This window comes from Vibrio sp. 9-16B-A1 (genome assembly GCF_056726165.1).
This window is the reverse complement of record NZ_JBSDZD010000004.1, coordinates 266,010-286,583: the sequence shown is the minus strand read 5'-3', so window position 1 is coordinate 286,583 and position 20,574 is coordinate 266,010. Positions and strand designations below refer to the sequence as shown.

Genomic DNA, 20,574 nt, shown 5'->3' with positions numbered 1-20,574 from the left:
TTCATTACAAAGAGTCTGCACGCAGGGGAACTGTTATCACACAAGGGATAATCTTCAGGTACCCGGCAGACTCTGCACATACAGAAACTCTTTCTTAAACAAACATTGTATGAGCTGCGGCGCGACGATAAAGTGTCGAAAACGGGTTTAACAATCCAACCAAATTGGATAATCGAATATGTCAGAGAAGATCGAACAGCAGTGGCTGAGAAGCTTTCACTGTGTCTTTGAGAACAACAGTTTTAAGAGAGCAGCAGAGTTCCTGGACCTGCCGACTTCCAACGTCAGCCGGCATATTGCTTTGCTGGAAGAGAACCTCAGCACGAGGCTGTTTGAAAGGACGACACGCCGCATAGCACCGACAGAAGCAGGCGAGCTGCTCTACTCATCGACCCAGCCGCTGCTGGGGCAACTTGATGACGCCCTTAAAGAAGTCACCCGACACTCAAATGAAGCAACAGGGCAACTCAGAGTACTGATGCCTGACAGCCCGTCGCTCGCCGACGCCGTCGTTTCATTTTGCCGGCAACACACATCGATTTCCCTGTGCTGCGATACGGGCTTAAATCCCAAAGAAGATCTGCTGGACAGATTCGATGTGATCCTGAGTTTCCATCGCGGGCAACTGGCTGACAGCAACTGGATTGCAGCGGAGATAATGCGTTTTCCAAGTGTTGTCGTCGCCTCACCAGAGCTTATTCAGTCTTGTGAAACACCTTGTCGTATCGCCGATCTAAGCCGTGTACCGTGCATCACCAGCTTAACTGTACTCGGTGGTGCTCCATGGATATTCAGAAACTCCGGGAGCGGGGTGATTACCCAAAAAGTACACTCTTCATTTCGGGTCAACAGCGGAAACCTCGCAAGATCAGCTGCACTGGCAGGACTTGGATTTGCCATACTGCCGGTCGAATCCTGCAAAGATGAGGTACGCACCGGAAAGCTGAAAGTAGTGAAGCTGGAACACGAGCCGGAAGACCTGGTTCTGTATGCATTCTGTTCTTCAAACAAACACCTGGCTAAGAAAACCTCGATGTTTGTTGAACACTTGCGGGGCTGGAAAAGCAGAAGTACTAAATACTAAGTGCCAGAAACAGAACCTGCAGCCACAACCAAGGCTGCCGGTTCAATCTGGTCAGTAAACTCAGGAGAAAAACTTCTCAATATGTTCCCCATACCGGCAGGACTCAAACTCCGGGCAGCGACCACTGAGCAGTACCGGCAGCTCTATTGTGCCTCTGTCCTCAAACGGGTCTTCCGGCCACACCATCCAGCTCACTTTGTAGTACCACCAGTCCCGATCCTCTCCTTTTTCCCTGACAAGGGCAATCGACTGAAACTCGGGCGCAGCTATCGGGTGCTCACACAACATGTTAAGCAGCGTCTCCTCAGAGGCGGCTATCGCCTTTCGCGGTGAAAGCGGCGGGAAGTCATCATCTTCCTTCCAGAGCGGGAAATCAGCGGTGATGTCGGTGTCCATAGTGAACCGGAATACACGGACATCGGAATAATAGGAATAGCTTTGCATGAGCATGGGTTGTGGCCTTTTGGTGTTGTCACACTGACTGTTTGCAGGTGCAAGATGTCGAACGGTTGAAGAGAGTATCGCCTATACCCCGGAGAAAGAAAAACCTGGGTTCGCTTTGATTGACTCTGCCAAACCGTCTAAAACAACCCATTTTGAACAATGGACTTCACATCTGTTCCAGGCTTTTCGAGCCACTTCAACCATTTATGCAATTTTATATAATTTATCTAATATTAATCATTCTGTTCAATCAATTGCATTTACTATGTTCCATAGCATTTCAATTTTGATGGAGTTACAGGATGACGCAATTAACCCCACGACCCCGCTTAACCAATAAGCGTTCTTTGCTGCTGGCAGGCTTGGCTTGTCTCTGTTTAATGCTGCTCGTGCCCACCAGTTGGGCAAAGCAAGACTTTGACCAGCAGAAGCTGCAGCAATACGTTTCGGATTTGGCCAAACACAACAAGGCCATGCTCAGCGTTGTGATCAGCGAGAATGGCAAGGTTCGCTTTCAGCAGCAAACCGGGATAAGAGGGGAAAAAGGAACCCTGCAGCGTCAGTACAAAATAGGGTCGGTGACCAAAACCTTCACTGCAACACTGATTTTCCAGCTTATTGAGCAGGGAAAACTCTCCCTTAACACACCATTGGCCACCTTCTACCCTGATATTCCCAATGCTGACAGCATCACCATTGAACACATGCTTTCACACCGAAGTGGCATCCACAACTATGTGAACAACCCCGATTTTCACTATTACTACTCACGCAATCAAAGCGAAGCGGAAATGGTTGCGCGCATTCAGTCCTACCCGAGTGAGTTCAGCCCCAATTACCAGTTCCAGTACTCAAATTCTAACTACCTGCTGCTCGGCTATATCATTGAAAAAATAACAGGTCAGCCCTATGAGGTGGTGTTAAAACGTAATATTACCGAGCCGCTTGGGCTGAACGCGACCCGGCTGTGCCGCGACTTAAAGGCGTGCGGGTTTGATACTCCGTCCTACTACTACTCAAATTACCAGTGGTTACCGTATGACGAATGGTCACCAAGCGTGATCCTTGCTGCCGGGGCGATGATTTCAACCCCGACAGAGTTAACCCGCTTTATCCGCGCGCTTTTTAACGCCGAACTGGTTTCAGAACCGTCACTGAAGGCAATGAAGAGTTTCTCCAATCAGTTCAGCAAAGGCGTCTTTAATTATCCGGTCTATGAACTTTCCGGTTATGGGCATGACGGATGGATTGAAGGCTTCTACTCCCGTTTGGTGTATTTCGAACACGAAGATCTTGCGATTGCGGTTCACAGCAATGCCCTCAACAGCAACTTTGACGACATTATTACCAACTTAGCCGGGATCTATTTGGACAAACCTGCAGAGCTGCCTGACCTCGATCGCCCAGGTATCACCATGGAACAAACGGAACTCACCCCTTACCTGGGTAAATTTCGCTCCCCTTCATACGAACCGGAGGTAACACTGTTTCTTCAGGAGGGGCAACTGATGGGCCAGGCGACCGGACAGGGAGCCATACCTCTGACGCCACTAAGCCAGGGTGAATTTGAGAACAAGGCCTATGGTATTCTGCTTGAGTTTGAACATACACCTTCAGGTGAGATTGACCATCAGCGCTTTACTTTACACTGGGCAAACTTCCGTCACCGTTACCATAAAAGCCGATAAACACCGGCTCACAGCCACACCTGATGCAGCTGTGAGCCCGTTATATAGGCTCCGTCATGTGACGCATGACCTCATCCCACTGCAAGGTCTACTTTTTCGGGTATCCAAACCTGGCTAAGTAGTGCCAGACTTTTTTACATCCTGTTCATCATACTCCTGCTCAGTAACAGCCAGGCCCAGTAGTCTGGCATTAATTTTGCCATCCTGGGCCAGTTCTCTGACAAGCTCTGTAAACTGCGGCCCCGGTATTCCGGGTCACGGCTCATTTGCCCGATGCCTGGTTCATAACCATTGTGCCATTTAACCGGCGCACCCAGCGATCGCCACCGTTGTAAGCCGTCAGGCCGCCGTCACTGATGCCGAGCTCGAACTAAGATCACCATCAGCGATAGCCAGAAGCAAAGCGCTACCAATGGTCGAAATAGATATGGCTCGCTTGCCAGTCAACTTTCTCCTGTTCATCGGTCAGCAGCGCTTTAGCAACACTAAAGGCAAACTCAAAACTCACGCCTAATCCTTTACCGCTAATAAACTTGCCATCAATCACCACTTTCTGATCAACAAAGTGACCGTCTTCAAATCGCTTTTCCAACCCTCCGCCGGTGGTGTAATTACGGCCTTTAAGTAAGTGATTAGCGGCCAGCACTTTAGCGCCCGAAGAGCAAAGCGCACAGATATACTTATCCGCTTCAATATGCCGTTTAAGGAACTCAATCACCATAGGGTTTGCGGATAAGTTATCTGTCCCTTTTGGCCCGCCGGGCATCATCACTGCATCGTAAAACTGATGGCAATGGTTGCTTAGCGTATCATCGGCGCTAATGCGGGTTTCAAAGTAACTTTGCAGCTTGGTCGTTTCCATGCATGAGAGTACATCTACTTCAATATCTAAACGGCGCATGATGTCGATGAAGACCACAGCTTCGCCCTCTTCAAACCCATCGGCTAACAGAACCGCAACTTGTTTTGTCATCTTCAAACTCTCCTACTGACCAATTAGCTTGCACGTTTCGCGCACGTTGTTAGCAATGGTTTGCCAATCGTGGTTTCGAATGGCTTCGGTTGGTGCAATCCAGGTACCGCCGCAAGCCACGACTTGAGGAATGGCCAAATAGTCGAGTAGGTTATTTGGCTTCACTCCACCAGTCGGCATAAGCTGAATGTTGCTATAAGGACCTGTAAGAGACTTGAGCATATTGATCCCGCCTGAAGCTTCTGCCGGGAAAAACTTAAGCGTATTGAGCCCCATTTCAAGCGCTTGCTCGACCTGGCTTGGATTATTAACACCGGGAATAATGGTAATGTCATTGGCTAAGCAGTGTTTAACCGTATTGGGATTAAACCCTGGGCTCACCACAAAATCGGCGCCTGCGGCCATCGCAAGCTCCGCTTGCTCCGCGGTGAGGACCGTGCCGGCACACAAAATGATTTCAGGATACGCGCGGCGAATACGGGTGATCGCCATCGCCGCAGCCGAAGTTCTAAAAGTGATCTCGGCGGCCGGCAAGCCATTTTCTAATAGCACTCTCGCCAATGGCTCTGCGTCATCGGCATCTTCAATTTGGATCACTGGCATTACGCGCAAGCGGCGCAACTGTTCTGTCCATGGATTACTGTTCATTTTGTTCACTCATTAAAGTAGAAATAAGACGGGTTGATTGCCTGGCGATAATGGCGCCTTTAAACTGGATAACTTGTGCGGCGAGTTTGTTGCCCCAATGACAGCACTCGGCCATCGACATCCCACTGCACCATGCGGCTAAATAGGCACCATTGAACGAATCGCCCGCGGCGGTGGTATCGACCACTTGGCTGACCCGGTTCCCCGCCACATATCCGCGCTGCCCAGCATGAGACCACATCGCGCCCTTCGCCCCGAGCTTGACCACCACTTGCTCAACACCCAACAGATGCAGGCGCTCAGCAATAAGCTCTGCGGGGGTATCTTCAAGGCCTAATAACAGCTCTTCATCCTCGCCCGTGACCAACGCAATGTCACTTAAACGGTATAGCTGCTCGAGCCAATTGCGCGCTTCAAAACGGTTACGCCATAAACGTGGACGGTAGTTCGAATCAACGGCTACCTTAACCCCGTGCTGCTTAAGGCGGGCTAAAGCACCAAGCAAGATGGCTTTGCTGTCATCGGCTAAGATAGCCAGCGAGATCCCAGATAAATAGATCAAGTCCATCGGCTTGAGCTGCTCCACTAACTGCTCAAACTGGGGCTGTTCACACAAGTAGCGCGCGGCAGAGTCACTACGCCAGTAATGAAAGCTACGCTCCCCTTGGTCATCGATTTGGATCGAATAGAGGCCCGGTAGCTTATCTTCGACATTCACCACCAATGAGGTGTTGATCCCTTCTTGCTGCCAACTCTGTTTCATCAACTGGCTGTACCTATCACAGCCAAGCCCAGTAACGTAATACGGAGCTAGGCCTTCTTGCAGGCGAGATAAGTAAACCGCGGTGTTAAGCGTATCTCCGCCAAATCTTTGGGTTTGGAGCTGAAATGGCTGACCGCTTAGTTCGATCATGCATTCACCAATGATGGCGATTTTCTTTTGCGAGACGTTTTTTTGAGGTGCTGCGTGACACTCGTTCATTGTTTATCGGCCTAACGATTTTGGTTAAAAAAAGGGCTATGCCATTAGCGACGGGGGAATGCTAATTGACATAGCCAGGAGCACTAACAATAGTGTTTCATTACCTATAGGATGGGTTAAATCTTTCCTTCACTGCCACAAACACGGATTTTATCTTGCACCACTTGTTTCATGGCCTGCTTACCCGGAACGATGTAGTGACGAGGGTCATTGGCGGTAGGGTTTTCAATAAAAAACTGTTTGACGGCATCGGAAAACGCGATCTTAAGCTCTGTGGCCACGTTCACCTTGGTGATGCCAAGCTCGATACAGCGGCGAACGTCTTGATCTGGTACACCAGAAGCGCCATGCAGCACCAAAGGCACATCAGTTTTTCCACGAATAATGCCTAAACGATCAAAATCTAAACGTGGTTCTTCTTTGTACATGCCATGCGCGGTACCAATGGCAATAGCAAGCGAGTCAATGCCGGTTTTTTGGATAAACTCAATCGCGTTGTCTGGGTCGGTGTAGAGCGCATCTTTTGCGTCGACAATAAGATCATCTTCCTGTCCACCCAAACGGCCCAGCTCAGCTTCAACGCTGCAATCCCAGCGGTGACAGAATTCCACCACTTTTTTCACTACAGCAATGTTTTCATCAAATGGCAGATGAGAGCCATCGATCATCGCGGACTTAATGCCTGCCTGCACTTTCTGGCAAATGTCCGAGTAAGACTCATGGTGATCTAAGTGCAGTGCGATCGGCATTTCATAACGTTTCGCCGCTTCTTTACAGATACCGACTAAGTAATCCGTACCCGCGTAAGCATAAGTGCCCGGCGTACCAGCCAAGATCACTGGCGAACACATCTCTGCAGCCGTCTCGACCACCACTTGCACGGTTTCCAGATTATGAATATTAAATGCGGGCACAGCGTAACCGCCTGACTGTGCTTTATGCAGCATCTCACGTGATGAAACCAAAAACATATAAAAACCTCAACCCCTTCGTTATCTTTCGCTTTCATACTATTCGAAAACCAAAGAAAGTAAATAGATCAAGATCACAGTTCTTTTCGAAACGAAAGCATATGAAATCAAAAGAAATGACTCATTTTCGATGAATAGCAGGTAATCCCCTTACGTAACAAGTTGTTTTTTGGCCGAGCCGCTCGCCCTGTGAGCAGCTCCAAACACTTATACTTCAAGCTTTGGCGGCTTAACTGACGGGATATTGGGCTTTGTTTATCGGTGTAGTCGGACTGAAACAAAACCGTGACCTCTTTCGTTTTGAAAGTTCCGATCACACGCGCTTCAATGGCGCTGAGGGTAAAATCAAAGTCGCCTTTTTCAATTTCAAGCGGAGTTTCCTGTGCCTCCCATAGCCCGATCCGCTGGGCAGAGTAAAGCGCAATATTTAACGCCCGCAGAGACCAAAAACTGCTGGCAGGGCCACTGTAGTTATCCACCAATCGGCCATCATCGCCAAACACCCCTTGAGTCGGAGCGCCGTTTTTCAGTGCACCATTGGCGATAAAGTACTGTAGGTTGGTACGAAATGCGCGCTTGGCTTCACCGAGCTCAATCGCACTCGAGTGTTGATCAACCGCGGCTAACAAAGGTGCAGACGCAGATAAGCGATAGCATGCGCTGCGGCCAAACAGCGGCAAACCTTGCGGGGTAAAAAAGTAACGATAACCCGCGACAAAATCGCTCATGGCTTGCTGAATAAACGGCCGGTCAAAGCTTGGATCAATTTGATCAAGCCAATAGAGAGAGTAAAAGAATCCCCAAGCGTTGTAATAATCGTAGTTACCGTTCGCACCATCACGGAACCAACCGTCACCGACGTAGAACTCTTTTATCCGCTCATACTTATCCCTATCTACCCGCTCTTCGCCGGTAAGATCTTTCAACACAAACTGCACGGTAAGAATAAAAAGGTGCCAGTTATTATCGACCGTATTGAGCTGGTTCACTTGCTTAAACCAAGTGCTCACTTGCTGCTTTTGGCGGGCATCGAACCGGGCCCAGACCTGCTTTTTACTCAGCCAAAGCACCAAAGCCAAATCAGCACTTTCACAAATGCGCTGATCGTAGTCGTGCGGTTCGCCCCAATAACCTTGATGACTCGGATCGGTACCCGCTAACAAGGCAGAGCGAATGATCGCGACCACATCCATCGGCTTACCGTTTAATCCCAATAGCGGAGTGCCTTCTGGATGAGCATGTAGCCAAGCCGCTAAGGTTGGCAATACACGACTGACCCCTTCCATCGCATCAGTGCGCGCCGTTTGCTGGCTCGGCCGGCCTGGGTAATAAGCATGGCTGTAATCCCACACCGCATAGTGTTCAAACGCCTCTGCGGTATAGCTGACCCAGGTTTCACACAAGCGCTTTAACGGCTCGCCCTCACGGCTAAAAAGCGCCTGAATCATGTCATCGTGACGCGAATAGGCACGTTTTTTATGCCTTAAGCGGATCAGGTTCTCTTTAAACAGTTTGCAATACATTGCGGCGTCAGGATGTTCATAAGGAATGGTGGGGCGAGGGGTGGAGGCGATCGTCTTACGCATAGTACTTCTCTTTTGCTAGCAGGGAATGCATCAATAAAGGCCTCCGAAGAGGCCTATGTTGTGTTACTCAATGATTATTTGGCTGAATCGGTTAAGATCTGATAACGATCTTGCCCCCAGGCAATAGGGGCAGGCTTGGTTTTCACCCAGTCATAAAACGCCATTTTTAGCTCTTTTACTTTGTCCGGGTACTGCTTAGCTAAGTTGACCGATTCTGCTGGATCTTTGGCGTAGTGATATAACTCAAACTCGCCTTTGCCATCATCGTAGTAGTGCAACGACCACTCTTGATCTTTGATCGCCCATTCGCCTTTCGAGTGCTTTTCGATATATGGACTTGGGATAAACTCATTGGTTTCGAAGGTGATCCACTTCCAGTAATTGCTCCAAAATCCGGTGTTAGTGGCGTCATAGTGAAGGGCACGTGGGCCCGCCCAGTACAAATAAGGGTGCGGCTGCTGTTTTTTGCCATTTAGCAGCGGCATGATGTCTTTGCCATCCACTTTCATTTCAGCTGGAATATCAATCTTGGCGGCTGCCAGTGCGGTCGGCAGGATATCCATCGCTGAGATCATGGTATTATCCACTCGCCCTTCAGGAAGCTTACCTTTCCAGTGCGCAACAAACGGCACATGGACACCGCCACGGTAGCGTTGGCCTTTAAAGGCGCGGTTCATGCCGTTCATCGGCATTGGCGACTCGTGCACAGCACCATTGTCTGAAAGGAAGAAGATCAGGGTATTCTCATACTCCCCCATCTCTTTGAGTTTGGCGATGATCTTGCCAATGCCTTCATCGGATGCGTTGACGTGTGCGTAATATTTATCAACTTCCACATTGCCGGTATTAAAGCGTTCCATATATTTAGCCGGTGCCGGCTGTTCTAGCGGAATATGCGGCACGCTATAAGCTAAGTTGATGAAAAACGGTTTGTCGGCTTTGTCCGCTTTTTCAATAAACTCAATGGTCTCATTGGTAAGGTTATGGGTTAGATAACCTGGCGCTGGAATGTTCTCGCCATTTCTAAACACGGTTGGCGAGTTGTACAGCGCGGCGCCTGAAACATAATAGCTGTAAGAGTAGTCAAAGCCTCGCTCTTCAGGGCCATAACCCGGTTCCGCGATAGAGATTTGGTTATCGTGGTAGTCACGGCTCTGCTCATCTTTTGGTTTAAACACTTTACGTACTTTTGCATTATGGTATTTGCCTATGTTCGCCGTGGTATAACCATTTTCGTGCATCAGCGCAGGCAAGAGTTTAATGTCTAGCGGAATACCAAGCTTCGCATCATCGTTACTGTATGTACCAAAGCTGTGGGGGAATCGACCTGTCATCATTCCTGCGCGAGAAGGCCCACATACAGGTGTTGCCACGTAGGCATTGGTCATTCGCACCCCTTCATTGGCAAGCTTAGTAATGTTGGGCATAGAGCGTTTGGCCGCATCATACAATTGGTCAAAGTCGCCATCGTAGCGCTCAGGAACTTTACGTTTTGCCAGTTCCTGCTTGTTAATGTTATCTAGGGCAAAGTCCAGCTGCGCCGTGCCGAGATCGTCCATCACAATCAATAACACGTTAGGTTGTTCCACCTTCTGGGCTGCCTGACTCATTAACGGGGTAACGGTGCAAGCCGCCGCAATCAAACCGGCGAGGGCGGTTTTTCTCGGCAATAACAGGTTCATTCTCCACTCCTTTATTTTGGATATCACTGTTGGTTGTATTGGATTAACTCATTCGATGCTGCGAGGGTTGGTTATAAGTGTCTCAGCATCGGCATCACACTGGCGGCCACGCCGCCCGCTTGGATTTCTTGGCTCATTAAGTGCATCGCAGGGGCGGTATGATTGAAGATCCGCTGATAGGAAGCGCACAAATAGTTATGCTTATGCTTTTCCCCTTCAATGGCCTCAATGCGATGTTTTGGGCAGCCGCCATAACAGAGAGCTTGTAGCTCACACTGTTGGCATATTGAGGTAAGCTTACTGTGCTTGGCCTTACCAAATCGTTGTTGCTGCTTGCCAGTCGCAAGCTGCGCTATGTTAGTTTGGCTGATATTGCCGAGCTTATTGGCGGGATAAACGTAGTGATCACACGAGTAAACATCACCATTTGACTCTAAGATCATCGCCTGGCCACACTGCTTCGATTGCACGCATACAGACGCGGGGTAACCCATCCAAGTGGCAAGAATGCTGTCAAACATACGCACATAAACCGTACCAATGTCCTCTTTGACCCACTCGTCAAATACATCAGTCATAAACTGACCGTAACCATGGGCAGGCACCGAAAAATGGGTGAGTTTCGCGTTGGCGCTAGGGGAGTAATGACCATTTTGCCCTTGCTGGCAATGGGCCTCGACTTCCACAATTGGGATAAACTGCATGAACTGACTACCGAGTTGCTTAAGCGCGTGGTAGGTTTCTTTACCGTACTGCCAGTTTTGATCATTGATCACCGTGAGAGTATTAAACTCAACCTGGTACTCTTTGAGCAGATCAATGGCCTGTTTGACTCGGGCGAACGTGGGTTTACCATTGACTGAAATGCGATATTTATCATGCACCTCTGCAAGCCCATCAATCGACACACCAATTAAGAAGTTGTGCTTGGCAAAAAACTCGGCCCATTGACGGTTAATCGCAATCGCGTTGGTTTGAAAACTGTTGGTAATGGTTTTGCCATCGGCGTATTGCGCCTGATACCTCACCAGATTTTTATAGAAGTCGAGCCCGGCTAAGGTCGGCTCTCCACCCTGCCAGGCAAAATCAACACTGTCACTGTCTTGGGAGCGAATGTAGTCGCGTACGTAGCGTTTGAGCAAGGTATCCGACATGTTTTCCGATGGATTGGATGCCTGCGGGCTCTTCCCCTCACCTAACGATTCACCTTGAAGTAAGGTCTCTTTTTCTAAATAAAAGCAGTAGTCACACTTTAAGTTACAGCGGTAACTCGCCGGTTTTGCCATCATGTGAAAACGCGCCTGAGGGGTTTGATTCATCGCAATATCCATCGTTCATATCGAAGAAGTTTGAAAATAATACGAAAGAAATCGAAAAAATAAAACGACCAAACTCACATTAACAACCAACTCAAAAGCATTTGAAAGTCAAAAGCGTCAATTTGATAGAGTAATCGAAAACGAAAGGAAAAAACAAGCATAAACGAAAATAGCCTAGCCCGATAAAAAAGCCGACGGTCAAAACCGTCGGCTGAGCAAAATGAGAAGGGGTAACTAATTAGCGCACTGAAAAGTGATAGCTTTGTCCTTTCAGCCCACTCACATCCACCACCAGTTCATGCTGTGCATTAACTTGTACTCGGTTTTGCGGATCATCCACCAGCGTCATATGCTTATGCAACTTGAAACGCAGCGTAGTTTGCAGTTGAGTCGGATCAGAAATGGCGACTTGATAGAGCCCAGCCTCTTGCTGAACCATTATCGCCAACGAGTCGAACGTGGTGAGTTGATCGTTAACCCTAACTTCACCATCCCCCCAGACGTTGGCAGCGAGCAAGTTGAGTTTTTTATCGTAAACCGCATGCGCCATGGCATCTTTTCGAACAACAGAAAGCATAGGTTTGGCGACATAATCTTGCACCGCTTGAGCGCTGGCGTTCGGCAGCAAAGCGTAAGCATAATCAGACTGGCTTGCATCATGTGCCAGTTGCACTGAGATAAACTCGCCGCTCACAGCCCCTGCACGAGTGCCAATTTCTGACCAGTTTCCGCTGCGCTGCTCACGTTTGAGAGCAACCTCGGTCGGAGCAAAAAATACATAACTCAAATCACTGCCAGTCACCAGATCATTACGGATACTGACAGAGCGAACATCGTGACTCATACCATTCGCTCCATTCCAGGCAGACCCATTTAGCGATACCCCTGTTGTTCCTCTGGCAGAAACCTTTCGGTTAGCGAGCACTGTTGTCACTGGCGAAGCCGTTGAAGAATAGATATCCGAACCGAGCATCACTACTTCATCGTCCAGCATAAACCAGGATTTCTTCGCAGAGAGTGTGTCGCTCCAATTACTGAACTCCATCCCGGCCACGCCATAGTTGGCCAGTTTGACCGAACCGACCCAGTGCATGGACGACTTGCGCCCGCCTTTTATCTGATTGCGCTGCCCCTGGCACTCTTTCATCTGATCTGAATCAACGGTGGTGCCTGCGAGCCGATAGCTGTCAACCACTGGCCAGTAATCGGTGTAGTGATCTTGCTGGCCGTTGTACAAATAGGTCATTCCGTCGCCGGTAAACCAGCCTTTGCGGTTTTCTTTGTTCATGCATTCAAAGTTACCTAACCGGCTAGAGTGCATCGCTAGTGCAAACACCCAACCAGGACGTCGGTGCACACTGCGATCCATGGCGGGGAAATTAAAGTGGCCGATCAGCTCAGGTCTTGGCGTCACCGCTGCATCGTCCACCAACGCGCGCGCTTTCTGATAGTTAGCAATATTCGACGCCGAGGCGAAGAAGTCTTTATAGTTATCTTCTAAAATCAGAGCCTTAACCATCGAGCGTAAGTGCGACTTATATTGACTTGGCGCGCCATCAATATAGTGCAAAATGGAGCTCATCACCTGATGGCCAACATTGTGGTTCTGCTCTTTGTTCCGTGAAATGGCTCGGCCATTGACAAAGTCCAGCATCATGCCTTGATAAAGTAGTGGCTCATAGCTTTTGAGGATAATGGGATAGATCTGTTGAAGTGCTGGGGAGTCTGCGGGCCACTTAGAGCCCGCCATTAAATTGATTTGCAAGCCAAGCCCACCCAATAGCACGTTGCCATAAGTGCCGTTGTAAGCAATGTCACCGTGCTGAATAAAGGAGCCATCTTGATAAAAACCATCTTTCTCAGTCACGTATTGCAAAACAGCAGGTAGCCCAGCGATCGCCGCTTCGACTTCATTTTCATTATGCGACAATATGCCACGCAGCAGTACCACCTGAGTATTGTCGGTACGATTGCCTCCTGTCGACACTCGGTATCTCGGGTTCGACGACCATTTCGCTCCAGGCCCTGCGCCAAGATGGGTTGCCTCTGGGGTAAAGTAACGCGTCGCGGCTAAATGATCGGTTATTACCTTTTGCTCCACGTCATCATAAATCAGCGCCAAGGTGTTATGAATATCTCGGGGAATGGCCAGCTCCCAATGCCACCAGTTGCCCCACTCTTTGCCCCCAACCTGATAGTAGTGCTGGTTAAGGAAAGTCATACCATCGACAATCGCCGCCAGCAGTTGCGGGTTGCCTTGCAGATTCCCATCTCGAAGCCGGTAGGCTTTCGCCATCATAAATAAGCGCTGATAAGAAGTACGAATCGCGGCGCCGAGCTTTTTCTGCCCTTCTGGCGTGATCTTATCCAACACCACATCGTCCCACAAACTTAAGCGCCCGGCATCGGTGTTCATCGCTGACCACTGTTTTTGCGCGTTATTGTTGGTACTCACGACCATTTTCTTTAGCGTCGCATCAAAAGGGGCACTCGGGTCACCGAGAAAGTTTTCCGCCCAGCGGGTACGCAGACGGACAAACTCCTGTGCAACCTCTGCATCACTCATCAACGCTGAGCTCGACACTGAACTGGTGGACATTTCGGCCATCACCCACCCGGGCGTTGCAAGCAATGCGACCGATAAGGCAGCCGTGATTGGGGAGAGTTTTATCATTTTTAGCTCCGTTTGTTTTCGTTTATTGGCGAAGCCACCGTACCAAAAGTAGATTAATGAAAAGCTATCACGATCAAATAAACAAAAATTGGCAAAAACGAACCTTCAAACGTGTGCAAAACATCACCAACGAAAGTAATTAAGCGGTAAAAACGAAAGTAAAGCCCTACAGTGAAAGAGTTTGAAATGTGACCTGCAACCAAATAGTTAAAATGAAAGCAGTCGAAAGCTAACTGTTAATAGTCACTGTGATCCTGTTCAATAAACCACCAAGCAAGTTTCATTACCCTTCACCAACCAATAAACGAAAACAAGGGAAAAACAAATGAACATCATGCGACAGTGTAAACCAAGCTATCTAGCCATGAGTTTGGTCATCGCCTTAACCGCTTGTAATACCGATGAGCTGAATAGCTACCAAGGAGAAGGAGGAAAAATCGAGCCCGGCGGCTTCATGTATTTCTTTGAGAATGGACTGCCCTCTTCTATCACGACCACATCGTCAAACCCGCTCACCATTAGCAATACACACTATAAAGATGGTCAAAATGCGCTGAAATGGCGCTTTACGCCACATAGTGAACTGGTCTTCAGCCAAGATATCGGTTACAAAACCGACGACAGTGAGATCACCCCCTACACCTTTATGGCTTGGGTCTACAATGAGGTCCCATCCGATCAGTCCCTGACCTTTCAATTTGGCCATGGTGACAGCCCTCAAAGTCAGTTCAAATATGGCTTAAATTTTACCGGCTGGCGGGGCATTTCAGTCCCATTTAGAGACATGGATGGCACACCAAGTGCTGGCATGAACCGTTTAACCATTACCGCTCCCGATACCAGTGGCACGCTCTATTTTGACCAAACCATGATGGCGGTGCCGGTCGATAACCGCTGGCCAACCGCCGATATCCAGCAGCCTTTCGTCAACCCCGATGTGGTCAATATGGCGAGTAAGAACTGGACAGCGCTACTTATGTACGATCAAATGCTACGCGCAGAGCAGCCAAGTTTTAACTATGATCTTACCTTCGATGATAGCCAAGGTGATAGCGCAGTCCTGTATCAAAACTTCGACAAACACTTAGGAGTAAACAGCCAGTTAATTGTTTCTCAACAAAAAATTGATGCGAATCTTGCTAAATACCAAGCTTTCATGATCGAGCAAAATGGCGACGGTAGCTACACCGGCAAACCACTTGACCACCCTAAACGACACAACTTCTTAAAAACCGGTATCGTCACTGATGACACTCTCGCCATGCTTACCGACACCATGAGTATTCGCACCCTGGGTAAAGCAATGTTGGAAACCGCCAAGTATCTTCGCAGTGAGTCACTGTCTGATGAAAACAGAGCCGCGTTAGAAAAAGCTTTTGTTGATGCAAGCCGTTATGCCTTTGATCAAGGGTGGGAAGGCGGCTCGGGCTTTCAAATCATCACCCACGTCGGTTATCAAACCCGTGAGTTCTTTGATGCCCTGTTTATCGCCCGAAAACTGCTCGATGAGCACAAGCTGATTAAAAAAGCCCAGCAAGCGATGATGTGGTTTAACGCCACCGGCCGCGTTTACGAACCAGAGCAAGAGATCAACGCATCTAACGTCGATATTCTTAACACCCAGTTGCAGTGGATGACAAAGAGCTTCCTGTTGCTGCCCGATCAAACTGAGCGCCAAACCATGCTTCACCAGCTACAATCTTGGCTCAGCACCACGCTCCTAAGCTCGGATGGCCTTGGCGGCGGATTTAAACCCGATGGCAGTGTCTTCCACCACTCGCAGCATTACCCTGCCTATGGCAAAGATGCCTTCAATGGTTTATCAGGGGTCATTTTTGGTTTAAGCCACAGTAACTATCAGATCTCCCAGCAAGCGCACGAAAGAATCAAAGACGTGTTACTCAAAATGCGGGTGTACACCAAAGAGACGAAAACCCCAATTGTATTAAGTGGCCGCCATCCCGATGGAAAACAGAAAATAACTGCGACACCGTTTAAATGGCTTGCACAATCGGGAGCGCCTGATAACTCCAGCGCGATAGACCACGAGCTTGCTGCCGCCTATGCTAACTTAACCCAAAAACCAAGTTTTGAAGGCGTAATGGCTGAAAACGAACCTACTGGTGTCTGGGCGATGAACTATGCATCCATGGCAATCTCGCGCGGTACTAGCCCTGATGATGCGTCGCAATCTTGGCTTGCGACGGCGCGAGGATTCAGCCGTTACTTAGTCGGAAACGAAACCTACGCCGCCAACAATCTCTATGGCCGTTATCTGCAGTATGGCCAGCTTGAAATAACCCCTGCTGATCTGAGCAAACGTGCCTTCAGTCACGATGGCTGGGACTGGAATCGTTACCCAGGCACAACCACATTGCAATTACCCAACAACGAGCTTCGCGCCCAGTTGCACCAATTACCAGGGGCGGGCATCGAAGAGATGCTCCTTTCGACGGAAAGCTACTCAGGCGCCAATACCTTAGGCAGCGACAACGCGATGTTCGCCATGACCCTACATGGACACAAAAAATATCAGCAGCAGAGTTTCTACGCGCATAAGTCCTATTTCATCTTTGGCAATAATGTGATCGCGCTGGGCTCGGGCATTGTCAACGACATCGCTGAGCGAGATACCCAAACCACCCTGTTCCAACACAGTGTGGCAAACCTTGAGCCTGTTGAAATCAACGGAGAGCAAATTGATACTCTCGGAACAAACAGCGTCTACGCAAACGACGTCTCGCTACTCGATCCGGCAGGCAACCGTTATTTTGTCACCAGTAAGGCTGGGCAGCAGGTCAAGTTTAGCTACCAGGTGCAGCACTCCAACGATGAAGATGACGGCGCGCCAACCACCGGTCAATTTGCCACGGCAGTAATAGACCATGGCAAAGCGCCAAGCAATGGCGAGTATGAATACGCGATAAAAATTGCCGCTCAAGATGCGCTTAAACCTGTCTATAGTGTGCTACAAAAAGACACCAAGCTCCATGCCATCAAGACTGAGCAGGGCGTAGAAGGGTATGCATTCTTTAGCCCAGCAACCACCAATCACACGGGATTAGTGCTTGCCTCAACCACAGCCAGTCAGATCATGTTGCAACAAAACGCAGCGCAAGATCAGCTTTCGCTAAGTGTGGTAAATCCTGATCTGGCCTTGTATCAAGGTCAAGATCCCGATCAAGTAGACGCCAGCGGCGAGCAAGTCGAAGTCAGCATTTATGATAGAGATTGGCGCTATAACCTATCCAAGCCTGTCGTAAGCGAGTTTACCCTCAAAGGAGAATGGCAATTGAACGGCACGAACGACCAAGTCGCGCTCACTCAAACTGCAGGCAATACTCAGATCCGCGTCACCACCACCGACGCTAAGCCTGAGCAGTTCGAACTAAGGAGAAAGTAACTCATAATTAGCAACCAAAACAGCCGCTCAATCGAGCGGCTGTTTTTTTCATCAGTGCGAAGGCTTATTTTGCGCTTTGCAATAGAATACTCTCACCTTATTAGAGATATTCTTATATTTCTCACTGAATAGAATAAACTTTAAAATCATCGATTTTCAAATGGCTTTTCCATGTTCTAAAGCCAAATCGACCAGACTTAAACATCGATTCATCTTCAATGCGATATAATAGTTTATCATTGGCGTAAACCATTACCTTGTCATCTAAATTAAATATTTTGATATTGGTATATTTATTGGGGACATTCATAAATTCGACATCTTTCACATCATATTCAGGTAAAAGTGGTCTAGTACCATCACCAGGATAACGACGAAAACGTGTGGTTGAGTTATCATTCGCTCCATAGCCAATATAATAAAGTCTCATAGGGTCATACTTGCGCATGTTGCCAGAGCGCCAGTCGGATTTACTGAAAAAGTCTGCACTACCCGGCTCTTGAGCCATCCAAAAGAAGTTCAGATCCGTACCGCGGTCATTCTTACCGCCAGCAACCACAACAGCACCATTGAACTCGATCACCGATGGCGTACTTAGCTCTGGTTTAAACCATACGGTAACCCCTGCACCATCATCGATATCCAATGAACCATCAATGATACCAACCTTTGTTTGATCGGTTTTTTCTACTACCCATTGCTCCAGCGATTGTTCGAACGAATCGGAATATATTAATTTCCCGCTATTATTTAATAAATCCAAGTGGCTTATAGTATCTTGTGAATAAGCTAAACTGCTGCAAATCATAAGAGGTAAGGTTAAAATTTTACTAATGGTTCTCATTATGCTTCCCTTTATATCAATGATAAATTAACCGCACATATAGACAAAAGCCGAATCAAACTGATTCGGCTTTTAATTGAATTATGTTGTAATAATATTAAGCCGTAAGACTTATGTGGCTACTGAGCCAATAACGCCACTTCCGTCGCCGCAAGCATGTAAGCGCCGGCACCATAATCAATATTGTGCTCAAACTTCACATCGCGCGGGTTAAAGGCTGGTAGCTGTACCCAACCCATCATGCCGTTTTCATGAATGCAGCCTTGCAGCGCTTGCCAGGCTTTTTCAATCACAGGCAGGTAAGTATCACGGTCAAGATGGCCGTTATTTATCCCCCACGCTAAGCCGTAGCAAAATAGTGATGTGGCACTGCTTTCTGGCGCTGGGAAACTTTCTGGGTCTAGTAAACTGGTACGCCAAAAACCATCGGCTTGTTGGTACTTAATCACTTGTTCAGCAAGCTTGATAAAGAGATCAAGGTAGCGCTCACGTGGGGCATAGTCTTCTGGCATCCGCGCCATTAAACGTGGTACCGACGCTAATACCCAACCAATGCCACGACTCCAAAAGACTTTATTGCCATTAGCTTCGCGCAGTTCGCTGCCAGTACCATCAGGAATGTAGCGATAGTCGCGATAAAACAGCCCTGTTTCCTCATCAAACAAATGCTCGACAGAATCCCAGTAGGCGGTGTTCATGTAGTCTAAGTATTTTTGCTCACCCGTCTGCTTCGCCAGCGCCGCAAAGCTTGGCGGTGCCATAAACAGCGCATCACACCACCACCAATCTTTACGCCCCGCTTCCGGGCTATCGAGCATAATGTCGAGCGCTTTAATGGTAGGCTCTAACGCTTCAATTTGGTCAACGACTGGGTAAACATCTAAGTAAGCTTGGCAACAAATGTGGTCATCAGCAAAACGGGCATTGGGCCCGGTGCGAAAGCCTGTATGCAGCGCATAATTCATCACGCCCTCAAGATACTCATTATCGTCAGTGGCTAGCCATGCCGCCGAAGTGCACGACCAAAATACGCCTCGCTCCCAATCGGTATCTTTGATAAAACGCGTTTTGCCGCTGCGGCGGATCACGCTACGAGTTTGATTCGCCGCTTGATATCGATACACTCGCTTCATCGTATCAAGAATACTTTGTTTACTACCCAATCCCATCTCATCTACTCCTTAACGCGCCAACCAGCCGCCATCAACTGCTACGGTATAACCATTGACGTAATCACTGGCGCTTGATGCTAAAAATACCGCAGGTCCTTCAAGATCGGCTGGCATTCCCCAACGATTGGCAGGGATACGCTCTAAAATCGCTGCGTTGCGCGCTTCATCCGCCCGCAGCGCGGCTGTATTGTCTGTTGCCATGTAACCTGGTGCAATCGCATTAACATTGATGTTGTGCTCCGCAAGCTCAGTTGCCAAAGCACGGGTCAACCCCATCACCGCCGACTTACTCGCAGTGTACGATGGCACGCGGATACCACCTTGGTATGACAGCATTGAAGCGATATTAATGATCTTGCCACCGTTACCTTGTTTCACAAATTGTTTCGCGACTGATTGAGAAAGGAAGAACAAAGTTTTTTGGTTGATGTTAATCACGTCGTCCCAGTTCTCTTCCGAGAACTCTAAGATATCTTCACGACGAATAATGCCCGCGTTATTAACCAAGATATCGACTTGTCCCATCACTTCTACCGCTTCTGCCACGATTTGGTTGAGTTGTGCTTGCTCCATTAAGTTTGCGGTAATGTAATGAAATTTACGCCCTAGCGCTTCAACTTGCTGCTGCGTTTCTGGCGCAGGCTCATGGCCAATACCAACAATGTTCGCGCCCGCTTTTGCCAAACCCAGTGCCATACCTTGGCCAAGACCTGTATTACAACCGGTTACGATAGCTACTTTACCTGTGAGATCAAAAAGTTTCATTATTCATTCCTAGCTTTGTGCCATAGCTAAGAGAGCGCAGCGGTGGAGATGACCCCGCACGGCTATGGCTATGGCTATGGTGGTTCGTTAACAATATCGAAAACATGCTGGTGACTAACTGCCTTATCAACCGCACTTTCGAAGAACTATGAAAATAATACGAAAGCATACGAAAGATTAAAGAGACCAAGATCACATAAAAACCAAAAACAAAAGCAAATGAAAGGCTAAATGTTAATTTAAGTGACACTTAGTCAAAATGAAAGAGAAAATACAACAAAACGAAAGTTACCCCTGATTACCAGGTGAGGAAATCTCAGACAAAAAAAAAGCGAAACC

At 48.4% G+C, this 20,574-nt stretch carries 15 protein-coding genes; 3 read left to right on the top strand and 12 right to left on the bottom strand.

Annotation, left to right across the window (positions count from 1 at the left end):
- Nucleotides 1-178: 178 nt before the first annotated feature.
- The gene (locus ACVB80_RS09200; RefSeq protein ID WP_481080980.1) at nt 179-1,084 is read left to right on the top strand and encodes a LysR family transcriptional regulator; all 906 of its coding nucleotides are present in this window, start codon (nt 179-181) and stop codon (nt 1,082-1,084) included.
- A gap of 60 nt (nt 1,085-1,144) precedes the next feature.
- Here ACVB80_RS09200 and ACVB80_RS09195 read toward each other — a convergent pair whose 3' ends face one another.
- Complete coding sequence (locus ACVB80_RS09195) at nt 1,145-1,480, bottom strand: hypothetical protein (protein ID WP_481080979.1); 336 nt, start codon at nt 1,478-1,480, stop codon at nt 1,145-1,147.
- A 350-nt stretch (nt 1,481-1,830) separates the two neighbouring features.
- Here ACVB80_RS09195 and ACVB80_RS09190 point away from each other — a divergent pair, with 350 nt between their 5' ends.
- Nucleotides 1,831-3,216 carry a serine hydrolase domain-containing protein gene (locus ACVB80_RS09190; RefSeq protein ID WP_481080978.1) on the top strand — a complete coding sequence of 462 codons (1,386 nt, stop codon included), beginning with the start codon at nt 1,831-1,833 and terminating at the stop codon, nt 3,214-3,216.
- A 406-nt stretch (nt 3,217-3,622) separates the two neighbouring features.
- On the opposite strand, the gene ACVB80_RS09185 is transcribed toward ACVB80_RS09190, so the two are convergent.
- The 8 genes from ACVB80_RS09185 to ACVB80_RS09150 form a co-directional block, all read right to left on the bottom strand.
- The gene (locus tag ACVB80_RS09185) at nt 3,623-4,195 is read right to left on the bottom strand and encodes a DJ-1/PfpI family protein (protein ID WP_481080977.1); all 573 of its coding nucleotides are present in this window, start codon (nt 4,193-4,195) and stop codon (nt 3,623-3,625) included.
- Between the two features lie 6 nt (nt 4,196-4,201).
- On the bottom strand, nt 4,202-4,837 hold the full coding sequence (locus ACVB80_RS09180; protein ID WP_481080976.1) for a bifunctional 4-hydroxy-2-oxoglutarate aldolase/2-dehydro-3-deoxy-phosphogluconate aldolase: 636 nt from the start codon (nt 4,835-4,837) through the stop codon (nt 4,202-4,204).
- Entirely contained in the window at nt 4,827-5,819 is a 993-nt protein-coding gene (locus ACVB80_RS09175; RefSeq protein WP_481080975.1) for a sugar kinase, read from the bottom strand. The genes ACVB80_RS09180 and ACVB80_RS09175 overlap by 11 nt, the downstream gene beginning before the upstream one ends.
- Nucleotides 5,820-5,935: 116 nt before the next feature.
- A complete protein-coding gene (locus ACVB80_RS09170) occupies nt 5,936-6,790 on the bottom strand; it encodes a tagatose bisphosphate family class II aldolase (RefSeq protein ID WP_481080974.1) in 855 nt (284 codons plus the stop codon).
- Nucleotides 6,791-6,897: 107 nt separating this feature from the next.
- Nucleotides 6,898-8,376, bottom strand: coding sequence for a DUF2264 domain-containing protein (locus tag ACVB80_RS09165; protein WP_481080973.1), 1,479 nt, complete (start codon nt 8,374-8,376; stop codon nt 6,898-6,900).
- A gap of 74 nt (nt 8,377-8,450) precedes the next feature.
- Nucleotides 8,451-10,058: a sulfatase family protein gene (locus ACVB80_RS09160; protein ID WP_481080972.1), complete on the bottom strand. Its 1,608-nt coding sequence runs from the start codon at nt 10,056-10,058 to the stop codon at nt 8,451-8,453.
- Between the two features lie 71 nt (nt 10,059-10,129).
- Entirely contained in the window at nt 10,130-11,377 is a 1,248-nt protein-coding gene (locus tag ACVB80_RS09155) for an anaerobic sulfatase maturase (protein WP_481080971.1), read from the bottom strand.
- Nucleotides 11,378-11,615: 238 nt separating this feature from the next.
- On the bottom strand, nt 11,616-14,051 hold the full coding sequence (locus ACVB80_RS09150) for a polysaccharide lyase 8 family protein (RefSeq protein ID WP_481080970.1): 2,436 nt from the start codon (nt 14,049-14,051) through the stop codon (nt 11,616-11,618).
- Between the two features lie 325 nt (nt 14,052-14,376).
- Here ACVB80_RS09150 and ACVB80_RS09145 point away from each other — a divergent pair, with 325 nt between their 5' ends.
- Nucleotides 14,377-17,454, top strand: a complete 3,078-nt coding sequence (locus ACVB80_RS09145; protein ID WP_481080969.1) for a chondroitinase family polysaccharide lyase — start codon at nt 14,377-14,379, stop codon at nt 17,452-17,454.
- Nucleotides 17,455-17,575: 121 nt separating this feature from the next.
- Here ACVB80_RS09145 and ACVB80_RS09140 read toward each other — a convergent pair whose 3' ends face one another.
- The 3 genes from ACVB80_RS09140 to kduD form a co-directional block, all read right to left on the bottom strand.
- On the bottom strand, nt 17,576-18,298 hold the full coding sequence (locus tag ACVB80_RS09140; protein WP_481080968.1) for a DUF6250 domain-containing protein: 723 nt from the start codon (nt 18,296-18,298) through the stop codon (nt 17,576-17,578).
- 119 nt (nt 18,299-18,417) lie between these two features.
- A complete protein-coding gene (locus ACVB80_RS09135; RefSeq protein ID WP_481080967.1) occupies nt 18,418-19,467 on the bottom strand; it encodes a glycoside hydrolase family 88/105 protein in 1,050 nt (349 codons plus the stop codon).
- A gap of 12 nt (nt 19,468-19,479) precedes the next feature.
- Nucleotides 19,480-20,235 carry a 2-dehydro-3-deoxy-D-gluconate 5-dehydrogenase KduD gene (gene kduD, locus ACVB80_RS09130; protein ID WP_481080966.1) on the bottom strand — a complete coding sequence of 252 codons (756 nt, stop codon included), beginning with the start codon at nt 20,233-20,235 and terminating at the stop codon, nt 19,480-19,482.
- Between the last annotated feature and the right edge of the window lie 339 nt (nt 20,236-20,574).

Excerpts from the sequence above, each read along its gene's own strand:
- kduD (WP_481080966.1), bottom strand. The coding sequence starts at position 20,235 with ATGAAACTTTTTGATCTCACAGGTAAAGTAGCTATCGTAACCGGTTGT.
- ACVB80_RS09145 (WP_481080969.1), top strand. The coding sequence starts at position 14,377 with ATGAACATCATGCGACAGTGTAAACCAAGCTATCTAGCCATGAGTTTG.
- ACVB80_RS09170 (WP_481080974.1), bottom strand. The coding sequence starts at position 6,790 with ATGTTTTTGGTTTCATCACGTGAGATGCTGCATAAAGCACAGTCAGGC.
- ACVB80_RS09195 (WP_481080979.1), bottom strand. The coding sequence starts at position 1,480 with ATGGACACCGACATCACCGCTGATTTCCCGCTCTGGAAGGAAGATGAT.
- ACVB80_RS09190 (WP_481080978.1), top strand. The coding sequence starts at position 1,831 with ATGACGCAATTAACCCCACGACCCCGCTTAACCAATAAGCGTTCTTTG.
- ACVB80_RS09135 (WP_481080967.1), bottom strand. The coding sequence starts at position 19,467 with ATGGGATTGGGTAGTAAACAAAGTATTCTTGATACGATGAAGCGAGTG.
- ACVB80_RS09150 (WP_481080970.1), bottom strand. The coding sequence starts at position 14,051 with ATGATAAAACTCTCCCCAATCACGGCTGCCTTATCGGTCGCATTGCTT.
- ACVB80_RS09200 (WP_481080980.1), top strand. The coding sequence starts at position 179 with ATGTCAGAGAAGATCGAACAGCAGTGGCTGAGAAGCTTTCACTGTGTC.
- ACVB80_RS09165 (WP_481080973.1), bottom strand. The coding sequence starts at position 8,376 with ATGCGTAAGACGATCGCCTCCACCCCTCGCCCCACCATTCCTTATGAA.
- ACVB80_RS09155 (WP_481080971.1), bottom strand. The coding sequence starts at position 11,377 with ATGAATCAAACCCCTCAGGCGCGTTTTCACATGATGGCAAAACCGGCG.
- ACVB80_RS09175 (WP_481080975.1), bottom strand. The coding sequence starts at position 5,819 with ATGAACGAGTGTCACGCAGCACCTCAAAAAAACGTCTCGCAAAAGAAA.
- ACVB80_RS09140 (WP_481080968.1), bottom strand. The coding sequence starts at position 18,298 with ATGAGAACCATTAGTAAAATTTTAACCTTACCTCTTATGATTTGCAGC.
- ACVB80_RS09160 (WP_481080972.1), bottom strand. The coding sequence starts at position 10,058 with ATGAACCTGTTATTGCCGAGAAAAACCGCCCTCGCCGGTTTGATTGCG.
- ACVB80_RS09180 (WP_481080976.1), bottom strand. The coding sequence starts at position 4,837 with ATGAACAGTAATCCATGGACAGAACAGTTGCGCCGCTTGCGCGTAATG.